Raw genomic sequence first — 9,137 nt, 5'->3', positions numbered from 1 at the left:
TGCCGGCAAATTTCCAAGCGTGACTGTACCAAGTGCCGTCTTCACTTGATCGACTTGCTTCATTACGGCAGGATGATTCAGTTTGATTGTCGTCATTAAAACAACCGCCTTTTTAAATCGGATATTTTACTTTCCAGCTGCTCAAATGCCTCTTCTCCTTTGTTCAAAAGGGAGTCGGCTTCTTGGGCTATATTCCCCGCTATGCTCAGAAGGGTATTCTCGGCATTCAGCTTTGTAATCATCGCCTCGATTTTCCATTGGTAATCATCATAATCATCATGAATGATACTGAACATCACATTATAGGCATCATGACGGGCATCCTGAAAGTGATCCGAACGGTTCCCTGTCCAGCTGCCACCAAGCTCAGGGTCTTTTATTTTCCTAATCTCGTTAAGACACATGCTCTGCTCTTTTATAATATCGTTTTTCGCATTTTCTAATCGATCAATTTTCACATTTAAATCAGCTTTTTTACTGGAGATAGCAGAGTGTATATTACTCAAAATATCTGCATATACCATGAAACTCACCTCAGAAACAGTATAATCCTACACTAAATGTCATATTTTCCTATTTAATATTATAAGGATTATAGTCCGAGAGTTAAATAGGGATAAATATGCTATTTTGTCAGTTAAAAGAGAAGATTGGCATAAAAAAGTTCCTACATACCATATTCTTTATACCCGACATTTTACCAATTTTAAACAAGTGAACCCATTGAATTCTCTATATAAATTTCCGACACTTCATTCAAACTGTCCTTGACTGTATCTATGCAGCAAGTCATCCCGAACAAATTCCCTGCAAGAGGAAGATAAATGTGACCGCTCGGGATGTATTAAATCACCAAAAGGCAAATCACCGACAAATTTAACTTCACCTTCAAAGTCCTGTCCGGATTCAGCATCAAAACCGATGAACTTCACAAAGCAAGTTTTGTGTCCGGTTTTCATAAAATCAATTACTGTTAACACATGATTATGTATATCATTCATACTTTTTCCTCCAACCATGAAATCATTAAGTAAAAATATTTTTTTCTAGCATTCCGATTAAAACAATTATGGTTTAGATCGCTAAGGTGTAAAACATTGGAAATAGGCACTCCTGCTTTCCATGAATTACTTTATTTTTCTATGTATTTTGTTCAATCTTTTGCTGAAGTTACATGAACTGATTTCTTCATTCATTTATGTTTTTTGTTCGTTTCCAAGCATGTTTATGATTTCCCATTACTTCCACCGAAGGTCAGTCTGGGAGCCTCGATGACCTTCCCTCTTCTATATAGATTTATAACCTGCTATAATCTAAGGATTGGAGGTGTGAGAAATGAAAGAAATCATCCAGATATTAGCTGAAATCGTCAATAATCTTCACGATTTCATCCTATTCTTTGTAAGTGACACATTAAATTCAAATGCAACGGACAAAGATTTGCATTTTTGGATAATGGGAATCATCGGTATCATCATATTTTTGTTCGTGTTATTTTTATCTAATTTAATTGCCCGGATGCGTTTTGGTATAACGATACTCTCTTTCCTTTATACCTTTACAGTCATGGTTGTTTTAGTATTTGCCATTGAGATACAGCAAGCCCTTACCAGCAGAGGAAATATGGAGTTTCAAGATGCGGCGATAGGCCTATGGGGGTTCATCGTATTTTTCATGGTTTTTGCTGTACTATCATCCTTATTCCTATTGGTGAAGAATTTTTTCAAGCAATCAAAATAAAGGTAACGATAGGTCACCTTGCTTAAAACATTCCTAATGCCTTTCAATAACTGGAAATTTGGGTTTTGTATTGGCGGGAATGATAAATTCTCTGTAGAATTATTTAAATCAAAAGCAAGGTTACAGAGAAGCAAATATGATTCGGGGAATTACTTCGATTCATTTTCATTGAATAAATCAATGCTGAACAGATTAAAAGAATCGTCGTCATTAATACGTTCCTGATCATTTCCTGTTATATCAGGACTATTATCCCTGCGGCGGCGATTTACTTCCCTTAATTCCGCTTCCAGAAATTCTGCTTGTTCGTGGGAAAGCTTGATCGTGATTTCATTATTTTGATCATCTGCAGCTTTCAAGAGGACATAGCTATCCGCAGCATTACGTAAAGTCACATTGCTTACTGTTAAGTTCATGTTCGCTAGTTCATATCTTGCCTTCATAATGTAAAAAGAACCTCCATCGGAAAATACCGGATAAAATAAAGTATATTAAATATACTCTACTTCAAGATATTTAAATATACAAATTCTTTGTTTGGAAAAGCCTTGAAACCTAAGAAAGCTACCTCCTTAAAGATTTCCGACAATAAAAAATTGGTGTGCCGCATCATTAAAGATTCGTTCTTGAATAAAGGTACAGAAGGGGTTCTTCCCTTGAAACTCCAGAAGTTCTGGAACCACTTTAGCAATTGAATGCGAAATCGACCCTTTCTTAAAAAATACTTGAATGAATTCGGATTGACTATAAACAATGGAACCCTCCATTAGTGGAAAGGTTCCATTTATTTTTATACTTCCTTCTCGATCGCCCTGGTAATATGGTATGGACCCATGCCTTTATTTGAAGTAATGACGGTTCTCAATCGCTTTGCCGGATATACCGCAGAATTGAAACTTACCCCCGGGTCATACCCCATAAGGTGGTATTTGAAAATCGCGTCATTTTTTTTACGGATCCATATACCATAGCCATAGTATTCCCCTTCATCTTCTGTAGCAATATGGGTTTCCAATAAGAGATTGGTATATTCTTGATTCAGTAACTGATTGGAAAATAACCCATCCCAAAACCTGAACATATCTGATGTGGTAATATACGCCCCTCCATCCGCACTGCCTTTGATGGGAAGGGAATAAACGTTGGTTCTCCATGCTCCATTTTCTTCGTCTATGTACCCTAATGCAGTATTTTTAGGTAGCTGATCCATGGAAAAATAACCGGAATTTTTCATTTCACAAGGCAGAAAGATGTTCTTGTCGATATATTCGGTAAATTCAAGTCCGGTTAGTTCCTCAACAATCAATCCTAATAAAATATAGCCTGCATTATTGTAATGAAACCTTTCCCCGGGTTGAAACATCATCACCTCATCTTGAAACATTGGCAGTAAATCTTTTAATCCTTTTACATGGTACATCGGATTATTCTTCCATAGCTCCTCAAAATCATCCATCACTTCTTCATCAAAGTAATCAGGGATGCCCGAAGTGTGTGTTAAGAGGTGATGTATGGTCACATTTTGATTGAAATTAGGAAACATGATCCGAACACAGTCTTTAAGCTTAGAATCGAACCTAAGTTTTCCTTTTTGTATTAACTGGCAAATGGCTATCGCGGTAAACAGTTTACAACCGGAAGCAATACCGAATCTTGTTTCGGTCGTATTCATGATTTCATCCGCCCGATTGGAATAGCCATGTGCTGAACTATGGATCAAATCATCTCCCGCTTTCACACTGATTACACCCGAGAATTCAATTTCCTTGCTCGTTGCTTCAATATTCCTGGATATATCCATATGTAAGAGTCCCCCTTTGCCGGTAAAATTTTCATTACTGATGTATTGGCCAAGGTGCTTGTTTGGTCTTGCAAAAAAAACCCGCATCTTATGTGATGCGGGATAACTTATCTTAGTTTTCACTCGTTATTTCCACCAAGTATCATAAACATTAATGGCTTCATTGCGTTTATGTTCGGTTTTAGTATACCATCCTTCGATGATTTCAGCTGCTTCCGTTCTGATTTCCTTGCCTTCAAGATAATCATCGATTTCATCATAGCTAACGCCTAAAGCCACTTCATCAGGAAGTAACGGTTTGTCATCTTCTAAATCGGCCGTTGGTATTTTCGTATAAAGGCGCTCAGGAGCACCGACGAATTTCAGGATTTCTTTTCCTTGCCTTTTATTTAAGCGGTATAAAGGAATGATATCCGCTGCACCGTCACCATGTTTCGTAAAGAAACCTGTGATCGCTTCAGCTGCATGGTCCGTACCAAGCACAACGCCTTTATACAGCCCGGCTAAATCATATTGCACCTTCATTCGCTCTCGTGCTTTAACATTTCCCCTTAAGAAATTCGATAGCTTTTCAGAAACTGCTTCTTCCACAGCTTTGACAGATGCATCCACCGCTTCCTTGATGTTGACTGTAACCGTTTGGCTTGGCTTAATGAATTTTAAAGCCAGCTGCCTATCATCTTCATCTGCCTGTACTCCATATGGCAAGCTTACAGCAACAAACTTATAGTCGCTGCCATTCGTTTCTTCATTTAATTCATTGACAGCGGTTTGGGCAATATAGCCCACCAGTGTTGAATCTTGACCTCCGGAAATTCCAAGTACAAAGCTTTTCAGAAACGTATTTTTCTTCATATACCCTTTTAATAGATCAACACTTTTCCTGAATTCGGCTTCGGGATCGATCGTTGGCTGGACAAGTAATTTTTTTACGATTTCTTTTTGTAATGGACGCATTGGCATTTCCCCGCTTTCTAATAAAATAGATTGGTCATTTCGTTAGCATTCTTTCAACTTTGGCTTTAACTTCATCTATATTCCTCATTTTATTATCCCAACAATCCTGGCTTAGATCTACCGGATATTCTTCAGGATTAAGTGCACGAAGGTACTCCGGCCATAATACTTGGAGATTTTTTTGCGTGAAGGCCTTGATCTCATCTATGGTCGGCAATTCATAAATCAAACTTCCATCCTTGAAAATATCCACATGCAGATCAACCGCATCGAAATCCGTGACGAATTTACTTAGGAATGTATGGACAGGATGAAACATTTTTAATTTTTCCTGTTCCTGCGGCTTCTCATATTCCATCGCCAAATAATCACCTTCAGCATGATGGTTCACTTTATTGATGATTCGATATACTCGTTTTAAGCCAGGTGTCGTAACCTTTTCAGGGTTAGAAGAAATTTTGATGGTATCTCTCATATTCCCATCTTCGCCCTCTATTGAAACCATTTTATAAACAGCACCCAGCGCTGGCTGGTCATAAGCCGTAATCAATTTGGTTCCGATGCCCCAAATGTCAATTCTTGCTCCTTGTTGTTTCAGATTGATGATTGTATATTCATCAAGGTCATTGGAAGCGACAATCTTCGCATCATGGAACCCTGCAGCATCAAGCATACGTCTTGCTTCTTTTGATAAGTAAGCTAAATCACCACTGTCAAGGCGGACGCCAATGAAATTGATTTTATCACCCAATTCCTTGGCAACACGGATTGCATTTGGGATGCCAGAACGCAATGTATCATACGTATCAACCAAGAATACACAGTCTTTATGGGAAACGGCATATTTATGAAAAGCCGTATATTCATCTTTATAAGCTTGGATCATGGAATGTGCATGCGTCCCTGAAACAGGAATGCCGAACAGCTTTCCAGCCCGTACATTACTAGTGGAATCAAAGCCAGCAATATAGGCCGCTCTCGCTCCCCAAATTGCGGCATCCATTTCTTGGGCCCGCCTTGAACCGAATTCTAGGGCAGATTCTTCTCCGATGACCTGCTTGATGCGTGATGCCTTTGTTGCCACGAGTGTGTGATAGTTCACAATGTTAAGCAACGCAGTTTCTATGAGTTGAGCCTCACCAAGCGGTGCTTCCACCCGTAATATCGGTTCATTGCCGAAGACGAGTTCCCCCTCTTTCATGCAGCGGATCTCTCCCGTGAAACGGATGTTCTTCAAATATTTCAAAAATTCTTCATCATAGTGCAGATCATTTTTTAAATAGTCGATATCACTTTCCGAGAAGGAAAAGTTTTGAAGGTAATGGACAATTTTTTCAAGTCCTGCAAAAATCGCATATCCGCTATTAAATGGAAGCTTTCTGAAAAATATCTCGAAAACTGCCTTGCGGTTATGTGTTTTGTCCTGCCAATAAGTTTGGGCCATATTAATTTGGTATAGGTCAGTGTGTAATGCGTAACTGTCATCGTTGTATTTTTTTTCCATGGATAGTTCCTCCCAAAAGAGAAGCATTCGCTTCCCTTCTATTCTGTTGCTTGAATCGAAATTATAGAATGGTTGCTCCAAGAGATCCTTTAAAATGTCCAAGCGCCCAATGATGACCGGCATCATTGAACGAGGCCACTGCATGTTCATATACAAAAATTTTATAGCCTAAATTATAAGCGTCGATTGCCGTATGCAAAATACAAATATCTGTACAAACTCCGACTAAATATACATCGGTAATGTGACGTTCCCGCAGGCGGATATCAAGGTCCGTTCCTGCAAAGGCCGAATAACGTGTTTTATCTATATAATGAACATTCTTTTGATTTTTATTTGTTTCATATTCCTCTTTTAACGCCCCATATAGGTCTCTACCCATTGTACCGCTAATATTATGCGGTGGAAACAAATTCGATTCGGGATGTAAGCGGTCTCCTTCTTCATGTAAATCAATCGCGAATACCGTATATTCGCCTTGTTTGATAAACTCCTTGGTTATGCTGACAAGTTCCTTCTCGATATCCTGACCTGGCTTCCCGCAGGTCAATGAACCCCCGTCTGCCACGAAATCATACGTATAATCTATATTGATCAATGCCTTTTTTCCCATATCACCAATTCCCCCTTAATAGTAAATAGAGTCCATGACAACCTTTGCATTAAACCGGTAAAGCTGTGAAGGCCGATACGAATTACGTTTCGTTTTCTTTTGCATTCCCTTTTCATCCAATACTTTCTCCAAAAACGGAAGTTTCGGGGCTTTTGCATAAAAAAGTGAGTCTGCACTGATTTTTGCATCATCTCTGGCTGTCAGCAAAACCCGTTGCAGTTCAGAAAGTGTAAATTCATCCGGCAGGAATTTTTGGGCTATCGTCGTTTGCACCATTTCTTTTTTCAATACATTCATCGCATCGTTAATAATTGTATAATGATCAAATGCAAGATCTAATTGTAAGGCTTCCTGAATCGTGAACAATTCAACCTCAGCTGCGTCGTCATTCGCTTTTCTTTGATGAAGAAACTCTTCCTGGACAATTGCATAAAAAGCATTGGATATGATCCATCCCCTGGGATCGCGCCCTGGGCGGTCATAAACCCCGAAATGCTTGACATGGAATCCAGCTACGCCCGTTTCTTCTTTCAATTCTCGTTTAGCTGCTTCATAGGCAGTCTCGGCAGCATTGACAAAGCCTCCGGGTAAAGCCCATTTATCTCCTTCAACATTGGGGCTTCCTTCCTTATCTTTTGAGGCACGTTTGATTAATAATAGCTTCAAAAACATTTCTGGCGGGGCTTTCTCTGCCGTTTTCTTCGTAGTAATAGTAAAAATCGCAATATCTGCTGTGTATCCATCTGGAGTAATATATTTCCTTTTTTCCTGCTGAGCCATGGCAACTCTCACTTTCTTTCACTAAGTATGGAATTAAGTAATTAGTAAATCTTTAATTACTAATTATAGTACTCTTCCTTGTGTGATTTAGCAACTCTAAATCAGAAAAATTTTCTAATTATTTAAATAACCATTCATTTTATTCCATGAAAAAAAGCCCAGTCATGATGAACTGGGCTTTTTTATTGAACACTTTATACGGGATAGACCCCATGCTTACGATCGGTAAATGTCAATTGCTTACTGCTATACGCTTCAAAGCGCGCGCTCAATTCATCACGCAGGTCATTCGGCTGGATGATGCCATCAACGATCATTTCAGAGGCTAAGCGGTAAATATCGATATCTTCATTATACTCATTGCGCTTCTGTTCGATGAATTTAGGGCGCTCTTCTGGTTCCATCGCATTGATTTTATTGGCATAGACTGCATTGACCGCAGCTTCAGCACCCATGACCGCTATCAATGCCGTCGGTAAGGCAAGAACGCAGTCCGGTTCAAAAGCGGGACCGGCCATCGCGTATAGTCCGGCACCATAAGCTTTACGGACGATAACGGAAATCTTGGGAACAGTGGCTTCACTCATGGCCGAGATCATTTTCGCACCATGGCGAATGATTCCTGCCCGTTCGACCTTCGTCCCAATCATGAATCCTGGAATATCCACCAGGAACAACAGCGGTATATGGAAAGCATCACATAAGTTGATGAACTTGGCAGCCTTATCAGCTGAATCATGGAACAGGACGCCGCCCTTGACTCGCGGCTGATTGGCTATGATCCCTATCGTTTGTCCATTCAGCCTTGCAAGCCCAGTGATTAATTCAGGGGCAAATAGCTTTTTGATTTCACAAAATGATTGCCTGTCTATAACCCTATCGATCAGGTCGTACATATTGAAGGCTGCATTCTGATTTTTTGGAATCAGTTCTTCCAAAGTTTTTTCGAAATTCGCAGGCAGCTCAGGTTTTACGCTTTTAGGTCTTTCTTGATAATTTCCTGGAAAATAGCTTAAGTACCTGCGCGCAAACGCGATCGATTCTTCCTCCGACTTGACAAGTACATCGCCGCAGCCTGAAACGGAACAATGCATTTTCGCCCCGCCCATTTCCTCTTCGCTCACCTTTTCGCCAATGACCATTTCTGCCATTCTCGGTGAACCTAAATACATGGATGCATTGCCATCAACCATTACGACAATATCACAAAAAGCTGGGATATATGCCCCGCCGGCGGCGGACGGACCGAACAATAGACAAATTTGCGGGACTTTTCCTGATAACTTCACTTGGTTGTAAAAGATGCGGCCCGCTCCTCGGCGGCCCGGAAACATTTCTACTTGATCCGTAATTCGTGCCCCGGCAGAATCGACTAAATAAAGAAGGGGCAGCTGTAACTTTTCGGCTGTTTCCTGAATGCGAATGATTTTCTCGACGGTCCTTGCTCCCCAGGATCCAGCTTTTACAGTCGAATCATTGGCCATGACACAGACCCTTTGACCATTGATTTTTCCGATGCCCGTAACCACACCATCAGCAGGCAGACCAACACTTGCACAATTGGCAAAGAAAGCGTCCTCTATTTCTACCCCTTCATCGAAAAGCAGCTCTAGACGTTCACGTACGAAAAGCTTTCCTTTTTCAGCGTTTTTTTGATGATACTTTTCTAAACCGCCTTTTTTAATCGTTTCAACCGTTTCGGTTAGTTTATCCGTCGTTACCATCCCTGTTCCTCCTTCAAA

The 9,137-nt window shown here is 40.2% G+C and carries 10 protein-coding genes; 1 reads left to right on the top strand and 9 read right to left on the bottom strand.

Annotated elements, in window-relative coordinates:
* Positions 1–95: 95 nt before the first annotated feature.
* On the bottom strand, positions 96–524 hold the full coding sequence (locus tag ADA55_RS06315) for a DUF5082 family protein (RefSeq protein WP_048680710.1): 429 nt from the start codon (positions 522–524) through the stop codon (positions 96–98).
* Between the two features lie 228 nt (positions 525–752).
* Positions 753–1,001 (bottom strand): hypothetical protein, encoded by a 249-nt coding sequence (locus ADA55_RS06310; protein ID WP_048680708.1) that lies wholly within the window; start codon positions 999–1,001, stop codon positions 753–755.
* Positions 1,002–1,335: 334 nt separating this feature from the next.
* Here ADA55_RS06310 and ADA55_RS06305 point away from each other — a divergent pair, with 334 nt between their 5' ends.
* Positions 1,336–1,740, top strand: coding sequence for a hypothetical protein (locus ADA55_RS06305; protein WP_048680706.1), 405 nt, complete (start codon positions 1,336–1,338; stop codon positions 1,738–1,740).
* Between the two features lie 149 nt (positions 1,741–1,889).
* On the opposite strand, the gene ADA55_RS06300 is transcribed toward ADA55_RS06305, so the two are convergent.
* The 7 genes from ADA55_RS06300 to ADA55_RS06265 all read right to left on the bottom strand — a co-directional run bounded on the left by ADA55_RS06300 (position 1,890) and on the right by ADA55_RS06265 (position 9,119).
* Positions 1,890–2,183 (bottom strand): hypothetical protein, encoded by a 294-nt coding sequence (locus ADA55_RS06300; RefSeq protein WP_048680703.1) that lies wholly within the window; start codon positions 2,181–2,183, stop codon positions 1,890–1,892.
* 347 nt (positions 2,184–2,530) lie between these two features.
* The gene (locus tag ADA55_RS06290) at positions 2,531–3,541 is read right to left on the bottom strand and encodes a serine hydrolase domain-containing protein (RefSeq protein ID WP_048680697.1); all 1,011 of its coding nucleotides are present in this window, start codon (positions 3,539–3,541) and stop codon (positions 2,531–2,533) included.
* Between the two features lie 126 nt (positions 3,542–3,667).
* Positions 3,668–4,498, bottom strand: a complete 831-nt coding sequence (nadE, locus tag ADA55_RS06285; RefSeq protein WP_048680694.1) for an ammonia-dependent NAD(+) synthetase — start codon at positions 4,496–4,498, stop codon at positions 3,668–3,670.
* 34 nt (positions 4,499–4,532) lie between these two features.
* Complete coding sequence (locus tag ADA55_RS06280) at positions 4,533–6,002, bottom strand: nicotinate phosphoribosyltransferase (RefSeq protein ID WP_034312208.1); 1,470 nt, start codon at positions 6,000–6,002, stop codon at positions 4,533–4,535.
* Positions 6,003–6,063: 61 nt separating this feature from the next.
* Positions 6,064–6,615 (bottom strand): cysteine hydrolase family protein, encoded by a 552-nt coding sequence (locus ADA55_RS06275; protein WP_034312211.1) that lies wholly within the window; start codon positions 6,613–6,615, stop codon positions 6,064–6,066.
* A gap of 15 nt (positions 6,616–6,630) precedes the next feature.
* On the bottom strand, positions 6,631–7,395 hold the full coding sequence (locus ADA55_RS06270; protein ID WP_048680692.1) for an NUDIX domain-containing protein: 765 nt from the start codon (positions 7,393–7,395) through the stop codon (positions 6,631–6,633).
* A gap of 194 nt (positions 7,396–7,589) precedes the next feature.
* Complete coding sequence (locus ADA55_RS06265; RefSeq protein ID WP_048680689.1) at positions 7,590–9,119, bottom strand: acyl-CoA carboxylase subunit beta; 1,530 nt, start codon at positions 9,117–9,119, stop codon at positions 7,590–7,592.
* Between the last annotated feature and the right edge of the window lie 18 nt (positions 9,120–9,137).

Origin of the sequence: Bacillus sp. 220_BSPC (assembly GCF_001054655.1) — a bacterium.
Lineage (GTDB): Bacteria > Bacillota > Bacilli > Bacillales > DSM-1321 > Peribacillus > Peribacillus frigoritolerans.
The sequence above is the reverse complement of the archived record's forward strand: the minus strand, read 5'-3'. Positions and strand labels throughout refer to the sequence as shown.

What these genes read in the sequence shown, in the direction of transcription:
- ADA55_RS06305 (WP_048680706.1), top strand. Translation starts at nt 1,336, where the DNA reads ATGAAAGAAATCATCCAGATATTAGCTGAAATCGTCAATAATCTTCAC.
- ADA55_RS06280 (WP_034312208.1), bottom strand. Translation starts at nt 6,002, where the DNA reads ATGGAAAAAAAATACAACGATGACAGTTACGCATTACACACTGACCTA.
- ADA55_RS06275 (WP_034312211.1), bottom strand. Translation starts at nt 6,615, where the DNA reads ATGGGAAAAAAGGCATTGATCAATATAGATTATACGTATGATTTCGTG.
- ADA55_RS06270 (WP_048680692.1), bottom strand. Translation starts at nt 7,395, where the DNA reads ATGGCTCAGCAGGAAAAAAGGAAATATATTACTCCAGATGGATACACA.
- ADA55_RS06300 (WP_048680703.1), bottom strand. Translation starts at nt 2,183, where the DNA reads ATGAAGGCAAGATATGAACTAGCGAACATGAACTTAACAGTAAGCAAT.
- ADA55_RS06265 (WP_048680689.1), bottom strand. Translation starts at nt 9,119, where the DNA reads ATGGTAACGACGGATAAACTAACCGAAACGGTTGAAACGATTAAAAAA.
- ADA55_RS06315 (WP_048680710.1), bottom strand. Translation starts at nt 524, where the DNA reads ATGGTATATGCAGATATTTTGAGTAATATACACTCTGCTATCTCCAGT.
- ADA55_RS06290 (WP_048680697.1), bottom strand. Translation starts at nt 3,541, where the DNA reads ATGGATATATCCAGGAATATTGAAGCAACGAGCAAGGAAATTGAATTC.
- ADA55_RS06310 (WP_048680708.1), bottom strand. Translation starts at nt 1,001, where the DNA reads ATGAATGATATACATAATCATGTGTTAACAGTAATTGATTTTATGAAA.
- nadE (WP_048680694.1), bottom strand. Translation starts at nt 4,498, where the DNA reads ATGCGTCCATTACAAAAAGAAATCGTAAAAAAATTACTTGTCCAGCCA.